Here is a 14,501-nt window from a genome sequence, read left to right on the forward strand (position 1 = left end):
CCTTTGGTCAGGTGTCGAAGGCGACCCGGATGCCGTCATCGTTGAGGCTGTCTTCGACGGCGGCGATGATCTGGGCCTGGCAGTCCCTGAGCTGGTGGATCGTGGCGTAGGGAGCTTCGCGCTCACAATAGTCGCGGGCGGCGCGTTTGAGGCGCTTCTCGAAGTCGTCCTGGTTCTTTGCGTCGGAAAGATCAGCAAGGATCACGTCGATCTCGAACGTGTCGAGTTCATCCGCAGATGCGATGCCGCCTGCCATGAACAGGGCTGCTGCTGCGGTGATGAGAGTGCGTTTCATAATAGGGTCTCCAGAAAAGTAAGTGCGTTCTGGCCGCGCGGCGGCCGGCATGACCTCTCCCTTGTTGCTTCAACCTTCGAGCTGTCATCGAAGTGTCATACACATGTCATCTAAGCTTTGCAATTCTGTCATTGTCACTGAAGCGCGATTTTCGTTGACGAGTCAGGGGTATGGTACAGGAAATCGCTGAAAAAGCGTCGCTTTTCGATTCGAAGAACGGTGAAATATTTTCCGGTCGTTCAACAGGGTAAGGCCGAATCAGCCTTCATGAGACACTGAACTGTCACAATAGCAGCGAGCTGTGTCGCAGAAGCTGGACTGGCGATACCCATGGGAAGGGGCTGGGCTGAAGCTTTCTCCGCCGGTCCTTCAGCGCTGAGAAATGCGCCTGGTGTCAGCCGCCGAAGCGCTGGCGGACCTTGGTGACGAGATCGTCGCGCAGGCGGGCGTAGGCCATGCGGAGGTCAATCTCGCTGCCGCGGGTGTCGGTGGGGTTCTCGACTTCCCAGAACTCCACCTTGTCGTGGAGCTTGCGCGCTTCGCCAGCGGCTTCGGGGGTCAGGGCGATGACGACGTCATGGCCAGAGATATCGCACTGGGAGAACTCGCGGGGCTCATGGATCTCGGGCGGGATGCCCTCCTCCTCGAGCGCGGCCTTCACGAAGGGATCGAGGGCGCCGCGATAGACGCCGCAGCTGCCGATCTCGAAATCCGGGCCGAGGACGTGCTTGGCGACCGCCTCTGCCATGGGCGAGCGGACGGAGTTCATGTTGCAGACAAAGAGGATGCGCCGCTCGGTCATGCCGTGCCCCTCCCCATGCGCATGGCAAGGGAGCAGATCAGCGTGAAGACCCTCCGCGCAGTCTCGAAGTCGGTTTCGATCTTTCCGTCGAGGCGGTCGAGGAGGATCTCGGTGCCTTCGTTATGGACGGCGCGCCGGGCCATATCGATGGTTTCGAGCTTCTCTGGCTGGGCGGCGCGGATAGCGTCGTAGTAGTTTTCGCAGAGGAGGAAGTAGTCCTTGATGAGCTTCCTCAGCGGCGCGAGCGAGAGGTGGTGGGCGACGAGCTCGCCCCCCTGCTCGTCCCTGATGTCGAAAATCAGGCGGCCGTTCTGTTCGGAGAGCTTGAGCTGGTACGGACCGTCTACCGTGGCGCCTGCGGGAGCGAAGCTGTTCTCCTGAAGGAGATCATGCATCGCCACTTTCCGCTCATGGTCGATGTCGCCCTTGGCAGAGCCGAGGGATTTCTCGTCGAGTTCGACGCTGCCGAGGCGCTTGTTGTCCATGAGGCGTTCCTTACGCGGTCAGTCTTTCTGAGGACCTAAGCGCAGAGTTACGGATGCTGCGTGGCTGGGCAAACCTTCAATGTCAGCGAGGGTGGCTGCGGCGGGGCCGATCTCGCGGAAGCCTGTCTCAGGGCAGCCGGTGACGGACATGCGCTTGACGAAGTCGAGGATCGAGAGGCCTGATGAGAAACGCGCCGAGCGGCTGGTGGGCAGGACGTGGCTCGGCCCGCCGACATAGTCGCCGATGGCCTCTGGCGTGTGACGGCCGAGGAAGACAGCGCCTGCGTGCTTGATCAGCGGCAGGAGGGCTTCTGGGTCATCGACCACGAGCTCGAGGTGCTCCGGCGCGATGATGTTGGAGGCGGCTGCCGCGTCAGCGAGGTCTTGGGTTACGATGATCACACCCTGCTCGTCCCATGCCTTCTTGGCGATGTCGCGCCGCGGGTGATCCGTAAGCTGACGGTTGACTTCGCCCTCGACGGAGGTGGCGAGGCTGGCGCTCGGGGTCAGGAGGATCGATTGGCTGAGCGCGTCGTGTTCGGACTGGCTCAGGAGGTCCGCCGCGATCTGCACCGGGTCGGAGGCCTCGTCAGCGATGACGGTGATCTCCGAAGGGCCAGCGATGGAATCGATGCCAACATGGCCGAAGACCTGTCGTTTGGCCTCGGCAACATAGGCGTTGCCCGGGCCAACGATCTTGTCGACGGGCTTGATCGTCTCTGTACCGAAGGTGAGTGCCGCGACGGCCTGGGCGCCGCCGATCTTGTAGATTTCGGTGACGCCTGCGCGCTTCGCTGCTGCGAGCACGAGCGGGTTGAGAGCGCCGTCCTTCGCCGGGGTGACGATGACGATGCGTTCGACGCCTGCGACGCGGGCCGGGATGGCATTCATCAGGACGCTCGACGGATAGGCCGCGGTGCCGCCGGGGACGTAAAGGCCTACGGCATCGAGCGCCGTCCAGCGCCAGCCGAGCGTGATGCCGAGCTCGTCCGCCCACTGCTTGTCTTCGGGGCGCTGCTGTTCGTGATAGGCCTCGATCCGCTGCGCTGCAACTTCGAGGGCGTCCAGCGCTTCCTTCGAACAGTCAGCGATGGCGGCGTCGATCTCGGCTTCCGTGACAGCGAGACCGCCCGAGAGGTCCGTCTGATCGAAGCGCTGGGTCAGCTCGACGAGCGCTGCGTCGCCGCGGGTGCGGACATCGTCCACGATCGTGCGAACGCTGTCGGAGATGCCGCGCACGGCCTCTTCGTCGCGCTGCAGGAGCGCGCGGAGCTCCTTCTCGAAGCCCGCGTCCTTGGTTGTCAGTCTGCGCATTCTTAGCCCAGTTCGTGGTCCGGCTTGCGGCTGGCGCGCCAGGGCTCGGAGACGTCGTTGACGGTGGCGTTCACCGCTTCGACTTCCAGCCTGATCGTCCCGCCGCCTGCGAGGTTGAGGGTGATGGCACCGCCATCTTCGCCGCCCTCATACTCCATGGAGAGGATGTCGATCACTGCGTCTTTTGCGTCCATGCGGACCCCGCGCGCCTTCACCGCGGTGACGTCGTCGAAATGGATGCCTGTCCGCACACGCATGCCCTTCGAGAAGAAGCCGCGCTTTTTCTCCCAGACGAAGCGGTTCGCCATGAGGACAAAGCGGCGCTCGTCCTGGAGGTAGGCGATGTCGGCGATCTTGACGATCGCGTCCTGCATCAGGGCGGAGAGGGTTTTGAGGTCCTCTTCGTCGCCAGCGATGAGGGCAAGTGGTTGGTAGGCTGCCATGAGGCGTCAGTCCTCGTCCTTGATACGTTCGATAAGCGCGCCGACACTGCGCAGCTTGTCGTCCAGTTTCTCGAAGCCGCGGTCGAGATGGTAGACACGGCTGATCATGGTTTGCCCCTCGGCGCAAAGGGCCGCGATGATGAGGGACATGGAGGCGCGCAGGTCGGTCGCCATGACGGGCGCGCCCTTGAGGCGCTTGACGCCCCTGACGGTCGCCGTTCGTCCGTCCACGTCGATATCTGCGCCGAGACGGCGAAGCTCTGGCACGTGCATGAAGCGGTTCTCGAAGATCGTCTCTTTAATCGTCGCCTCGCCGTCGCCCTTGGCCATGAGGGCCATGTACTGGGCCTGGAGGTCGGTGGCGAAGCCGGGATAGGGCTCGGTCGTGACGCTCGTGGAAACCGTCGGTGTACCCCAGCGGGAGACGCGCAGGCCCCTCTCCTCCTCTTTGAGGGTCAGGCCGCTTTCTTCCATCACTGCGGCGGCTGTGCCGAGAAGGTCGCGGCGGCCACGTTCGAGCAGCAGCTCTCCGCCCACAGCGCCGACGGCCATGGCATAGCTGCCCATCTCGATGCGGTCAGCGACAACTTCGTGGGTGGTGCCTTCGAGGCGGTCGACGCCGGTGATGGTGATCGTGTCGGTGCCGTCGCCCTCGACCTTGGCGCCCATCGCGCGGAGGCAGTCACCGAGATCGACGATCTCAGGCTCGCGGGCTGCGTTCTTGAGGACGGTCGTACCCTTGGCGAGGGTGGCCGCCATCATGACGTGCTCAGTCGCGCCGACGGAGACGAAGGGGAATTCGACCTCAGCGCCTTTAAGGCCGCCCTTGGCCTCGGCGAGGACGTAGCCTTCTTCGAGTTCGATATCAGCACCCATCGCGCGGAAGGCGTCGAGGTGCAGGTCCACGGGCCGGGCGCCGATGGCGCAGCCGCCGGGGAGCGAGACCTTGGCCTGCCCTTCCCTTGCGAGGATGGGGCCGAGGACGTTGAAGCTCGCGCGCATCTTGCGGACGATCTCATAGGGCGCGGTGGTCGAGGTGATGGTGCCGGCGTCGAGGGTGAGGCGCGCGCCTTCGCGCGTCCACTGGACCCCGTGGTTCTCGAGCAGCACAAGGAGCTGGCGGGCGTCGGCAAGGTCGGGGACCTCATCGAGGATCAGCTTGCCGTCAGTGAGGAGGCACGCAGCCATGACCTTCAGCGCCGAGTTCTTCGCGCCGGAGATGCGGAGTTCGCCGTAGAGCTCACGGCCGCCGATAATGGCGAGTTTATCCAAGGGCTTAGTCCTTCTTGGCTTTGCGGCGGCGGAGATTGTCGCGCAGGGCCTTGGCGAGCTTTTCCTCGCGGGTCAGCTCCTTGTCCTCCTTCTCGGAGGGCTTGCTTTCCTGATCGCGCGTCGTCTCGCCAGCCATCGCCGGGAGATGGCACGTGCCGAGCGGGTTCTCAAGGGGAAGAGCGCCAGACATTGGGGCCGTGGAAGTAGAGGGCTTCCTTCATCGGGCAGGCATACCTGCTCCCCCGGTCGACGTGGAACGCCATCATGGGCTGCGGCTCGGCCAACTTGCGCGCATAGCGGGGAATGGGGAGCCACGCGGGCAAGGCGTGGATGACCCGGTGGGTGAGACGCCTCGGTTTGACCTCGTAATATTCGAGGAAGCGGAGGTTGGGCTCTGACAGCGTGGTCTGAGCCTCGTAGAGCTCGAGCCCTGTCTCGAGGGAAACGAGTACGACGTCGCACTGGCGTCCCTCCTCCTCAACGAGGCCGACCCAGCGGACCTGGTGCTCGATCTCCGCTTCGTCGTCCATTGTGTAGCCGAGGTGCCAGCGGGCGCGGATCATGGGGATGGGGTCGGTGAAGACGGGCCTGTCGGGCGATGAGAGCTCGGCGACGAAGCGGGCGTCTTCGTAGCGGCCGTGCTTGCGGAAGTCGGCGCCTGCCCAGTCGATGAGGACGACCGCGCCGACGACTGCCGCGAAGGCTCCGCCTGTAAGATGGGGCCTGAGCTTCGCGAGGAGGATCGCGGCGACGAGCATCGCCGTGTACTGAAGGAATGGGTAGTAATAGGGGTCTTCGAGGCTGAAGACGAAAGCGTTGAGGATCACTGCGACGAATGACGTGAAAGCGAGGACTGCGACGGGCCAGCTCTTGAGTGCGGCGGGCAGCCTTTTCCTCAGGGCAAAGACTATGAGCGCTCCCGTGACGGTCACGAGGAACGGTGCGGAGGATGGCGCGCTGAGGGTTCCGACGAGGGGTTTGATGAGAAACTCAAGGGGCGGCTTGGCGATTTCCATGAGCCCGGTGCCTTCGCCCCCTCCGCCGTGGCCGAGGTCGGTGCGGTAGCGGTAGAGCGGGTCACCGGTGAGCAGGAAATAGCTGAGCGCTTCGGCGGCGAGGAGTGCCCAGTAGCAGAGGCAGAAAGCTGCGAAGCTCAGGAAGCTGAGCGTCTTTCGCCAGAAGACGGCGACCAGCGACAAAAGGCCGATGGCCATGGGCAGGTAGGCTGCGCTTTCCCGGCAGAGCCATGAGAGGAAGCAGGCGAGCGCGCTGAACGCCATGAGCCGGGCGGGCTTCTCGCCGCCGTCTGATGCCTTGGTGAAGAGCCAGACGCCAAGCGCTGCAAAGAAAATCTCTGGTCCGAAGATGCGGACTTCGGCTGCGAGGATGGCTGTGAGGGCCGAGGTGCCGGCGAAAAGGCCGAAGAGAAAGGCCGTGAGCTGACCGAAACGCGGCAGGGCTGCGCGGTAGCTGAGGAGCGCGAGAAGCGCCGTGTAGAGAAAGTTCGGCAGCGTGGCCTGCAGGTTGCCTAGGCCGAAGAGCTTGAAGCTCACGGCAATGGGAAGGACGAAGGGGTGGCGGAGCTCCCAATGGTCCTGACCGAGATAGAGACCTTGGTCGAGCCATGCCCTCGCGCCGCGTATGTATTGCTCGGCATCACGCCTGCCGATGCCGTCATAGAAGATCAGTAGGGTGAGGAAGACGGCGACGAGAATCCAGAACTCAGGTCTCGACAGGAGCGGCTGGAGACGCACTGGGACCGACGTGCGGAATGCGGCGCGGAGCAGCGCCCAGTCGCTTTGGTCCTTCGCCTTCTCCGTCATGTCCCCTGCCCGGCCACTCGTCACCGGGTCTACCTAACCCGCTTCACGCGAAGGTCGCACCCGGAGTCATCAGCTTGCGGTAGAAGCCCAGCATGGTCTCGCCGGTCTTCTCGAGGTCGTAGTCCTCCAGGACCTTGTCCGCGCCGCGTCGGCCCATCTCTGGCCAGCGGTCGCTTTCGCTGATCAGGCGGGTCAGGGCCTCGGCGATGGCTGGCGGGTCGTACTCTGGCACGAGGTAGCCGGAGACGCCGTCCTCCACGAGTTCGGGGATGCCGCCATGGGTCGTGCCGATGACCGGCGTGCCGCTGGCCATAGCCTCCTTGAGGGTGTTGATCGGCGCGTCCTGGTTGCCGTCAGGGGCAGTGACCGAGGGGCCGAGGAAGATGTGGCTGGCCTTGAGCTCCCTGGCGACGGTGTCGAGGGACTGGGCCCCGAGGAAGGTGATGTGGTCGCCTATCCCAAGCTCTGCGATACGCTTCTCGAACGGGGCGCGGAGGATGCCGTCGCCGATGAGGGTGTAGTGGACGTCGTGGTGTTTGAGCACCTCAGGCAGAGCCTCGATGACGTCGCCGAAGCCCTTCTTCTCGACCAAACGGCCCACGGAAATGAGCTTCACCGGCCCCTCCTTCGGAATGGTGCGCGGGCTGTAGGGGAAGTTCGACGTATCGAGGCCTGAGACGAGGATGCCGGTCATCTCCGCCGGGGCGCCGAGGCGGACAGCCTTGTTCCGGAAGAAGGCGCAGTTCGAGACGAAGCCGTCCGCCTCCTCGAAGACGTTGGCGTAGACGTCATCGCCCTGCGCCTGCACGTGGGAGGAGATGTCCGAGCCGCGGAAATGGACGAGGACCTTGCCCTTGAGGAGCCCTGTGCGCCTGAGGTGCAGGACGCGGCCTGCGAGCTGACCGAAATGGACGTGGATGACGTCGTACTCCGCGCCCTTCTTGAGGGCCGAAGCGTCGAAGACGGCGCGGGCGGCGGTCCTCAGGCCGTCGAGGCTCCTGGTGGTCAGGAGGCGCAGCGCGCCTGCCCCTTCGCGGCCTAGGGTCTTGGCGAACGCGCTGAGGACGGCGGGCAGCTTGAGGAGGTCCGAGTGCGGCACATCCGGTGAGCGCGTGCGCTCGATCATGCCGTAGCGGGCCACCGTTTCCTGCACGTCGCTGGTCTGGCGGCTTGTGGGATCGACGGCGTAGATGTCGAGGTCGTGCCCTGCGTCGAGGATTTTCTTTGCAGCGTTCACTACGAAGGTCTCGGAGGTCATCGGGAACGCACCGACGAAGAAAGCTATTCGCATACGGATTGCATTCATTTCTTGCCTTTGCAGGGGCTTAGCACCAGACTCTGCAGGAGTTTCAGGCGATCCGCCATGCCCCGCGTCTCTGTGATCATTCCGACCCACAACCGTCCCGGCGACGTCGTGAAGGCGGTTCAGTCCGTGTTCGCCCAGACGTTCCATGATTTAGAGGCCCTCGTTGTGGTCGATGGCGGCTCGCCGGAGACGCTGGCCGCGCTTCATGGGATCAGCGATGACCGGCTGACGGTCATCGTGAATGAGGTAGCGCTCGGGAACGCCGAGGCGCGGAATGTCGGCATACGTGCGGCGGGCGGGGATCTGATCGCGCTTCTCGACGATGACGATCTTTGGATGCCGGAGAAGCTGCGCCTGCAGGTCGAGGCGTTTGATGCGCGTGGGCATGACCGGGCGATTGTCTGCTGTCATTTCCGGCTGCTTGGTGAGACGCAGGATCTGGTCTTTCCTCGGCGCAGACCGCGGGCGGGTGAGCCGATCTCTGACTATATCTTCTGCCGCGACAGGAGCCTTGGGACCGAGGGTGCGATCCAGACGTCCTGTATCCTCGCGCCGCGGTCGCTGTTCGAGGAGGTGCCCTTCGACAAGGACCTGCCCCGGCTTGTGGATCGTGACTGGCTCCTCCGCGCGGGCGAGGCCCGGGCGGAGGTGATCTTTCCGGATACGGACGAGGTTCTGTCGATCTACGCGGTTCATGATGCCCGCTCCCGCGTCAGCCATTCGTTGCGCTGGCGCTGGCAGCAGGAATGGGCGGAGGAGCGGCGCGCGCTGTTCACCGATCGGAGCTTCGCCGGGTTTCTCCTGACGGCGGCGAGCCAGACGGCTTCGCTCGAGGGCCAGAGGTCAGCGTTCTGGCCTCTCCTCAAGGCGGCATATGCCGGGGGACGGCCCAGCGTTGCCGAGGTGGCGATCCATGCGGGCAAGCACGCGGTGCCTGCCGGGGTGGAGCAGCGGGTCGCGAGCTGGCTTGAAAAGCGCGGCTCGAAATGACGGGCCCTGAGTTTTCGATCATCATCCCGACCTATGGGCGTCCGGAGCAAATCGCGGCCTGCGTCGAGAGCCTGCGGGGGCTTGAGGGGCCGAGTTTCGAGGTGGTGGTGGTCGATGACGGCTCGCCGGAGCCTGTGATGATCGACCCTGCGCTTTATGCTGATGATTTTGCGCTGCGGGTGATCAGGCAGGAGAATGCCGGGCCGGGCGCTGCGCGCAACCGCGGTGCGAACGAAGCGCACGGGCGGTATCTGGCGTTTACGGATGATGACTGCCGCCCCTGTCCTGACTGGCTGGAGCGCTATCTGGCGGTGCTGGACGGGCATCCTGAGCGGTTGGCCGGCGGGCTGGTGGTCAATGGGCTGGAGCGGAACGTCTTCGCTGCGGCGAGCCAGGACATCATCACCTTCCTCTACAAGAAGGACGGCGCGGATCTCGCGTTCTTCACGTCGAACAATTTCGCCTGCGCGCGGGAGGCTTTCCTTGACTGCGGCGGGTTTGATCCTGCGCTGCGGACGGCTTCCGAGGACAGGGACTTCTGCATCCGATGGCGGGCGCGAGGCGGTGAGACGGTTCAGGCCGAATGCGCGATCGTGGAGCATTTCCATGATTTGCGGATGGAGAGCTTCTGGCGTCAGCATACGAACTATGGCCGGGGTGCGCGGGACCTGTCGGACAAGCTCGAGCGGACGGGCGATGCCGAGCCCCTCCGGGTGCGGGGCTTCGGCTTCTACCGCGACCTTGTCAGCTGGCCCTACGCCGCTGGCGGTTCGGGCAAGCTGGCGCGGTCGCTGCTGATCGTCTTGTCCCATGTCGCCATGGCCCGCGGGTTCTACCTCAGGCGACGCTGAGGCTGGGGCTTGAGGACCCATGCGTGGCTCTTGGCGGCCAAGGGAGGCAGGCGGAGCATTTTTGCCGCTGCGACCAGCGAGAAGCATGCTGACGAATAGAAGTGGTAGGCGGCGTGGAGCCCTACCCCTGCGATCGCTGTCCTGAGCCCGCCCTTGCGGTAGAGGAGCTTGAAGAAGTGCTCGTTCATCACCGCATAGGTGATGGCGCCGATGGCGACGCCAAACCATGCCGCCGGGACGAAGAAGGCCACCGCGAGGCAGAGGAGCGCGAAGCCGACAGCCACGGCCTTGGCCTTCTCCTCGATCCGCGTGTTGAGCGTCTTCGCGGGCGCGCGGCCATGGACGATCAGGGTCGACCAGGGGATCGCACGGGAGTGGATATCGTCGCGCCAGAGCTGCTTCAGCGTCCAGTTCTTGAGGTGCTTGCCTTGCGCCTTGGGCACGAGGCGGATGCGATAGCCGCTCTCTGCGAGGCGGTGGCCGATCTCCACGTCTTCCATCGCAGGCTTCAGGATGTCGTTCGAGAAGCCGTTGAGGCGGGAGAAAGCCTGTGCACGGATAACACCGAGGCCGGTCCAGAAGCTGTTCGCTTCGCGCTTGCCGGTCTGGTGGAAATAATGGTGCCTGAGGTTCGCGTAGCGGGCCACAAGGTTCGGACAGGCCTGCTCGCTGCCGTAGGAGCCGAAGGCCGCTGCGACCTGCGGATCGTCACCGATCTCGCGGAGGAGATGCTTCGGTGCGGAAGGCTCGATCACCACGTCGGCGTCGATGAAGACGTAATTGTCCGTGGTCGCATGGGCTGCGCCCGTGTTCCTCGCGCGCGCAGGGCCGACGGAGGTTTTCTCCTCATGGGAGATCACTGTAGCGCCGTGCTTGCGGGCGATTTCGGCGGTGCGATCGGTTGAGGCATCATCGACGACGATGACTTCTGCCGGAGCGGGGTCTGCGGCGAGCGCGGCGGAGACGCAGCGGGCGATGGTGGCCTCGGCGTTCTTTGCGGGGATCACGGCCGAATAGGCGGCGAGCTCCGCTACCTTGTCGCCATCGATGTCGTCGTCGTCCTTGCGCGGAGGTTCGCCGTCCTTCTTGTCCGCCTTGACGAACTCCTCGTGGTAGGAGCGCTCGACATTGACGTTCCAGAGGTCGTGGCTGCCGCCCAGGATGTTGTCCGCTGCCAGCATCGCCGTCAGCATGGAGTGATCCTGATTGTTATAGCGATGCATGCCGTTGCGGCCGACGGTCTGGAAATTGTCGAAGCCTTCGAGCCAGGCCCGGACGATTTCGAGATTCGGCGTGTAGTCGGCGTCGTAGACCGGATAGGCCTTGGGCTGACGAATGATGGCACCGTCGATGACGCTTGAAGCCGGGGCGAGGCCGATCTTTTCGAGTTCTTCGCCCGCCTGCTTGATGAGGTCCTCGTCAGACATCTCCCAGAGGCCGTCGCCTTCGTGGCAGAAGTATTCCATGCCGAGAGACGACGTCCCCTCGTCCGGCACCATGTCCGGGGACCAGGCGCGGAAGTTCTGGATACGGCCGACCTGTACCTCGGGGCTGTGGACGTAGATCCAGTTGTCCGGGAACGGATCGGCGTGGTCGAGGACCAGCGTGACGATGAGGAAGTCGCGGTACTTGAGCTTGTCGGCTGCCTCCATGACCGCTGGCGGCGGCGGAGGATCCATGACGCGGAGGAGCGTTCGGAGGTCCATCGAGTTGATGAACTGATCGCCCTCGACCCGGCGCTCTTCTCCGTCAGGGCCGCGCACGGTGACGGCATCGACGTGCTGGTCGGTGCGGTGCACTTTCTCGACCCGGGTGTTCATGACGACCTGGCCGCCATCTTCTTCGATGTCCTGGGTGCACTTTTCCCACATCTGGCCGGGGCCGAGGCGTGGGTACTCGAATTCCTCAATCAGGCTGACGGTATCGTTCGCGCCGGTCAGCGCGTTCCAGACGGCCTTTGAGACCGAGAGGTTCTTGATCCGCTGAGCAGCCCAGTCGGCGCGGATTTCCGAGCATGGGATGCCCCAGACCTTTTCCGTATACGTCTTGAAAAACGTGTCGAAGAGGCGCTTGCCGAAGCGGTTGGTCACCCACTGGTCGAACGTCTCTTCTTCCTTGAGCGGAGAAATACGGACCTTGGCGTAGCTGCACATGATGGCAGCAGCCTCGAACGGGCCGAGATTGGTCAGCGCGTTGAAGATCTTCAGCGGGTAGGAATAGAATTTGCCGTTGTAATAGATGCGCGACATGCGCTCGCGGGTGACGAACTCATCCTTGAGCGTCCGGCGCCAGAATTCGGTGACCTCGTCGACCTTCGTGAAGAAGCGGTGGCCGCCAATGTCGAAGCGGTAGCCATTATGGCTTTCGGTGCGGGAGATGCCGCCGACGAGGCTGTGGGCCTCGAAGACTTCAGGCGTCCAGTCGGAGCTTTTCTCCTGGAGCGTCCTTGCGGCTGTGAGGCCAGCTGGCCCTCCCCCGATGACAACAGCTTTGTTCATACGCGTCATGAAGCCCCCACGGCGTCATTCGAGGCACAGTGGATTCCCGACCTCCACCCAGCCGGGACGAGCGGCGGCGCCGCTTGAAAGTTACCTCGTGATGAACAAGCTAGATAAGATTGATCAGCGCGCAATGCGGCTGAGCTGTTCAGGTTAAACCATCACGTTTGCAGTCTTTTCCTGAAATCGTGGCTGCAGGCCAATGGCTGCGCCGTTCTCAGAATAGTTCCTTCGCCCGGGCAGTTTTTTTCGCCTGAAATGTACCGAAATTGTGATCGATGGAGCCTGCCGATCACTCTTGATGGTCACGATCCGAGGCGGGGAATGAGCGCTGGAGTTCGCTTTCGATAGGCCCGGTACTCCGGATCATCGCCCCAACGCTTGCGAGCCGAGGCGTCCAGAAGCGGGATGCCGCTGACCTTGGTGAGGAGCAGGGTCACGAACAGCGGCGAGATGAGCGTGATCCACAGGCCGCCTGTCAGGACCGGGATCGCCGCGACGGCCATGCCTGTCCAAAGGAGGATCTCTCCGAAGTAGTTGGGATGGCGCGAGCGGGACCAGAGGCCCTTGTCGATGAACTTGCCTGCATTGGCCGGGTCCTTGCGGAAGGCCTTCTTCTGCTCGTCCGCGATGACTTCGATGAGGAAGCCGATCACCCACATGGCGCCGCCGACGACGAGGAAGATGTCGAGGGGCTGCTGCTTCGGGCTGGTGATGATCGCGAGGGCCGCTGCGGCGGTGAGGAGGCACCAGAGCGCCTGGATGCTCCACGCGGCGAGGAAGCGGAAGGGGTTGATCTTGATCTCCGCAAAGCGCCTGTCGTGGCCGTCGGCACTAATCCGCGTGAAGAGGAAGAGGCCAAGCCTCAGGCTCCACAGAATTACCGCGCCCGCCGCGAGCTTGGCGCGGAGGTCTAAGGATGGCGTCAGCGCTAGCGCTAGGCCCATCATGGAGAGATAGGTGATCGAGCCTGTGAGGTCGTAGAACTTCTCCGTACGCGCCATCGCTGACGGGATGAAGACCAGCCAATTGATGGCGAAGGAGAGGATCCCACAGAGGAGGAAGAGGCCTCCCACATAGAACGGCAGCGACACCTGAATGCTGCTCTGGCTGGCTGTCCACGCGACGCCGTAGCCAATCAGCGCGGTGACGAGGGCGACGATGATCCCGCGCACTGCCTTCATGCGTCGACTCCCACAACGAAGGAGCAGTTGGTGGTGCCCGAGCCGCCTACGTTGAAGGTTGCAATGTTCCGTGCACCCTCGACCTGCATGTCGCCAGCTTGGCCAGTCACCTGATGGGAGGCGTCGAGCAGCATCCTGACGCCCGTGGCGCCAACCGGATGGCCGATGCCCATGAGGCCGCCGGAGGGGTTCACGGGGATCGAGCCGCCGTGGGCGATGCGGCCATCCTCGACTGCCTTCCATGCCTCGCCGGGGGCGGTGATGCCGAAATGCTCGATCGCGATGTATTCGTTGATGGTGAAGCAGTCATGGGTCTCGATCGCGTCGATTTCTTCAGCGCCAGAGACCCCTGCCCGCCCGTAGGCATCGGTGATGGCCTTGCGGGTCCACGGCAGGAGATAGTCCTGACCCTGACTGGCTGTGAGCTTGGTATCCATTAGCATGGGCGCGGTGGTGTGGCCCCAGCCTTTGATCCGGGCGAAGCTTTCGAGCGGTTTGCCGAGCTTCTTCGCATGGGCACGGGCGCGTTCTTCGCTGGCGAGGAAGACGACGGCAGTACCGTCCGTGATCTGACTGCAATCGTGGCGCCGCATCCAGCCTTCGACGACTGGGTTGAGCTCTTCATTATCTGAGAAGTGCTCGTCAGTGAGGGTCCAGCCGCGGGTCTGGGCGCGGCCGTTGCGCTTGGCGTTGGCGAAGTTGATCTGTGCGATCTCGGCCAGGTGGTCGTGGTTGAGGCCGTGGCGGCGGTCGACTTCCTCTGCGAGGCCTGAGAACATGGCTGGCCAGATGAAGGTCGCGTCCTCGGCCTCTTCTCCGACCCAGATGGCGGCACCGAGATGGTCGGCTGCGTCCTTGCCCGGGACGTTCCGCATCAGCTCGATCCCTGCGACGCAGGCGAGATCGTAGCGGCCGCTCTCGAGGTCCGCCATGGCTGCAAGGGCTGCGAGGGAGCCTGACGCGCAGGCCCCTTCGTGGCGGGAGGCAGGCACCCCGGCGAGGTCAGGATGGACGTGCCCCATGAACCCGCCGAGCATCCCCTGCCCCGTGAAAAGCTCGCCTACGAAGTTGCCGACATGGGCGACCTCGACGTCCTTGGGACCAAGCGAGGCGTTCTCGAGCCCACCGCGGACCCCTTCGGCGAAGAGGTCGAAGATCGACAGGTCCTCGCGTGTGTAATTGCGAGCGAAGTCGGACTGGTAGCCGCCGAGAATGTAGATGGCTTTGCTCATGTATGG

The 14,501-nt window shown here is 63.8% G+C and carries 14 protein-coding genes; 2 read left to right on the forward strand and 12 right to left on the reverse strand.

Annotated elements, in window-relative coordinates; translation table 11 throughout:
* Positions 1-7: 7 nt before the first annotated feature.
* From HK107_RS09905 to HK107_RS09940, 9 genes are all read right to left on the reverse strand, one after another.
* Positions 8-295: a UrcA family protein gene (locus HK107_RS09905; RefSeq protein ID WP_173199284.1), complete on the reverse strand. Its 288-nt coding sequence runs from the start codon at positions 293-295 to the stop codon at positions 8-10.
* 394 nt (positions 296-689) lie between these two features.
* Positions 690-1,097 (reverse strand): arsenate-mycothiol transferase ArsC, encoded by a 408-nt coding sequence (locus tag HK107_RS09910; protein ID WP_173199286.1) that lies wholly within the window; start codon positions 1,095-1,097, stop codon positions 690-692.
* Positions 1,094-1,582 carry a UPF0262 family protein gene (locus HK107_RS09915; protein WP_173199288.1) on the reverse strand — a complete coding sequence of 163 codons (489 nt, stop codon included), beginning with the start codon at positions 1,580-1,582 and terminating at the stop codon, positions 1,094-1,096. Before HK107_RS09915 ends, HK107_RS09910 begins: the two co-directional genes overlap by 4 nt.
* Positions 1,583-1,600: 18 nt before the next feature.
* Positions 1,601-2,896, reverse strand: a complete 1,296-nt coding sequence (hisD, locus tag HK107_RS09920) for a histidinol dehydrogenase (RefSeq protein WP_173199290.1) — start codon at positions 2,894-2,896, stop codon at positions 1,601-1,603.
* Positions 2,897-2,898: 2 nt separating this feature from the next.
* Complete coding sequence (locus HK107_RS09925; RefSeq protein WP_173199293.1) at positions 2,899-3,339, reverse strand: DUF2948 family protein; 441 nt, start codon at positions 3,337-3,339, stop codon at positions 2,899-2,901.
* Positions 3,340-3,345: 6 nt separating this feature from the next.
* Positions 3,346-4,611, reverse strand: coding sequence for a UDP-N-acetylglucosamine 1-carboxyvinyltransferase (murA, locus tag HK107_RS09930; protein ID WP_173199295.1), 1,266 nt, complete (start codon positions 4,609-4,611; stop codon positions 3,346-3,348).
* 4 nt (positions 4,612-4,615) lie between these two features.
* A complete protein-coding gene (locus HK107_RS15850; protein ID WP_269815627.1) occupies positions 4,616-4,747 on the reverse strand; it encodes a hypothetical protein in 132 nt (43 codons plus the stop codon).
* 31 nt (positions 4,748-4,778) lie between these two features.
* Complete coding sequence (locus HK107_RS09935) at positions 4,779-6,458, reverse strand: ArnT family glycosyltransferase (protein WP_173199297.1); 1,680 nt, start codon at positions 6,456-6,458, stop codon at positions 4,779-4,781.
* 19 nt (positions 6,459-6,477) lie between these two features.
* Positions 6,478-7,725 carry a glycosyltransferase gene (locus HK107_RS09940; RefSeq protein ID WP_173199299.1) on the reverse strand — a complete coding sequence of 416 codons (1,248 nt, stop codon included), beginning with the start codon at positions 7,723-7,725 and terminating at the stop codon, positions 6,478-6,480.
* A gap of 72 nt (positions 7,726-7,797) precedes the next feature.
* Here HK107_RS09940 and HK107_RS09945 point away from each other — a divergent pair, with 72 nt between their 5' ends.
* Complete coding sequence (locus tag HK107_RS09945; protein WP_173199302.1) at positions 7,798-8,730, forward strand: glycosyltransferase family 2 protein; 933 nt, start codon at positions 7,798-7,800, stop codon at positions 8,728-8,730.
* Positions 8,727-9,581, forward strand: a complete 855-nt coding sequence (locus tag HK107_RS09950) for a glycosyltransferase family 2 protein (RefSeq protein ID WP_173199304.1) — start codon at positions 8,727-8,729, stop codon at positions 9,579-9,581. Before HK107_RS09945 ends, HK107_RS09950 begins: the two co-directional genes overlap by 4 nt.
* On the opposite strand, the gene HK107_RS09955 is transcribed toward HK107_RS09950, so the two are convergent.
* The 3 genes from HK107_RS09955 to HK107_RS09965 all read right to left on the reverse strand — a co-directional run bounded on the left by HK107_RS09955 (position 9,563) and on the right by HK107_RS09965 (position 14,495).
* On the reverse strand, positions 9,563-12,088 hold the full coding sequence (locus HK107_RS09955) for a glycosyltransferase (protein ID WP_198912386.1): 2,526 nt from the start codon (positions 12,086-12,088) through the stop codon (positions 9,563-9,565). The genes HK107_RS09950 and HK107_RS09955 overlap by 19 nt on opposite strands.
* 296 nt (positions 12,089-12,384) lie before the next feature.
* Positions 12,385-13,263 (reverse strand): DUF1295 domain-containing protein, encoded by an 879-nt coding sequence (locus HK107_RS09960; protein ID WP_173199306.1) that lies wholly within the window; start codon positions 13,261-13,263, stop codon positions 12,385-12,387.
* Positions 13,260-14,495 carry an acetyl-CoA acetyltransferase gene (locus HK107_RS09965; protein WP_173199308.1) on the reverse strand — a complete coding sequence of 412 codons (1,236 nt, stop codon included), beginning with the start codon at positions 14,493-14,495 and terminating at the stop codon, positions 13,260-13,262. Before HK107_RS09965 ends, HK107_RS09960 begins: the two co-directional genes overlap by 4 nt.
* Positions 14,496-14,501 lie beyond the last annotated feature (6 nt).

The organism is Parvularcula mediterranea, assembly GCF_013085255.1.
Lineage (GTDB): Bacteria > Pseudomonadota > Alphaproteobacteria > Caulobacterales > Parvularculaceae > Parvularcula > Parvularcula mediterranea.

Bases quoted from the DNA above. Each gene is read 5' to 3' on its own strand.
- HK107_RS15850 (WP_269815627.1), bottom strand. From the start codon at position 4,747: ATGGCTGGCGAGACGACGCGCGATCAGGAAAGCAAGCCCTCCGAGAAG.
- HK107_RS09950 (WP_173199304.1), top strand. From the start codon at position 8,727: ATGACGGGCCCTGAGTTTTCGATCATCATCCCGACCTATGGGCGTCCG.
- HK107_RS09915 (WP_173199288.1), bottom strand. From the start codon at position 1,582: ATGGACAACAAGCGCCTCGGCAGCGTCGAACTCGACGAGAAATCCCTC.
- HK107_RS09905 (WP_173199284.1), bottom strand. From the start codon at position 295: ATGAAACGCACTCTCATCACCGCAGCAGCAGCCCTGTTCATGGCAGGC.
- HK107_RS09940 (WP_173199299.1), bottom strand. From the start codon at position 7,725: ATGCGAATAGCTTTCTTCGTCGGTGCGTTCCCGATGACCTCCGAGACC.
- HK107_RS09965 (WP_173199308.1), bottom strand. From the start codon at position 14,495: ATGAGCAAAGCCATCTACATTCTCGGCGGCTACCAGTCCGACTTCGCT.
- hisD (WP_173199290.1), bottom strand. From the start codon at position 2,896: ATGCGCAGACTGACAACCAAGGACGCGGGCTTCGAGAAGGAGCTCCGC.
- HK107_RS09955 (WP_198912386.1), bottom strand. From the start codon at position 12,088: ATGACGCGTATGAACAAAGCTGTTGTCATCGGGGGAGGGCCAGCTGGC.
- HK107_RS09910 (WP_173199286.1), bottom strand. From the start codon at position 1,097: ATGACCGAGCGGCGCATCCTCTTTGTCTGCAACATGAACTCCGTCCGC.
- HK107_RS09945 (WP_173199302.1), top strand. From the start codon at position 7,798: ATGCCCCGCGTCTCTGTGATCATTCCGACCCACAACCGTCCCGGCGAC.
- HK107_RS09960 (WP_173199306.1), bottom strand. From the start codon at position 13,263: ATGAAGGCAGTGCGCGGGATCATCGTCGCCCTCGTCACCGCGCTGATT.
- HK107_RS09925 (WP_173199293.1), bottom strand. From the start codon at position 3,339: ATGGCAGCCTACCAACCACTTGCCCTCATCGCTGGCGACGAAGAGGAC.